Source organism: Vibrio sp. 10N.222.55.A1, from assembly GCF_041473835.1.
Classification (GTDB): domain Bacteria; phylum Pseudomonadota; class Gammaproteobacteria; order Enterobacterales; family Vibrionaceae; genus Vibrio; species Vibrio crassostreae_C.
In genome coordinates this window covers 1-274 of record NZ_JBFRSX010000102.1, presented here as the reverse complement: position 1 = coordinate 274, position 274 = coordinate 1, and the positions used below count along the sequence as shown (strand labels likewise).

Genomic DNA, 274 nt, shown 5'->3' with positions numbered 1-274 from the left:
TGCGATACTAGCTCAGTTGGTAGAGCGCAACCTTGCCAAGGTTGAGGTCATCGGTTCGAACCCGATGTATCGCTCCAAATTCTCTCTCACGCTTTATGCTGAAGATGAAAATGGTTTAGTCTCATTGTCTTAAACAATGCATCCGGACGCGGGATGGAGCAGTTTGGTAGCTCGTCGGGCTCATAACCCGAAGGTCGTCGGTTCAAATCCGGCTCCCGCAACCACATTACAGTTAAGCGCGATAGCGGTTAACTTATGCGATACTAGCTCAGTT

General features: G+C 49.3%; 2 tRNA genes. Both read left to right on the top strand.

The features are described 5' to 3' along the window. Position 1 precedes the first annotated feature (1 nt). Positions 2-77 (top strand) — tRNA-Gly (locus tag AB4493_RS21270). 70 nt (positions 78-147) lie between these two features. Next, a tRNA-Met gene (locus tag AB4493_RS21265) sits at positions 148-224 on the top strand. The last annotated feature ends 50 nt before the right edge of the window (positions 225-274 follow it).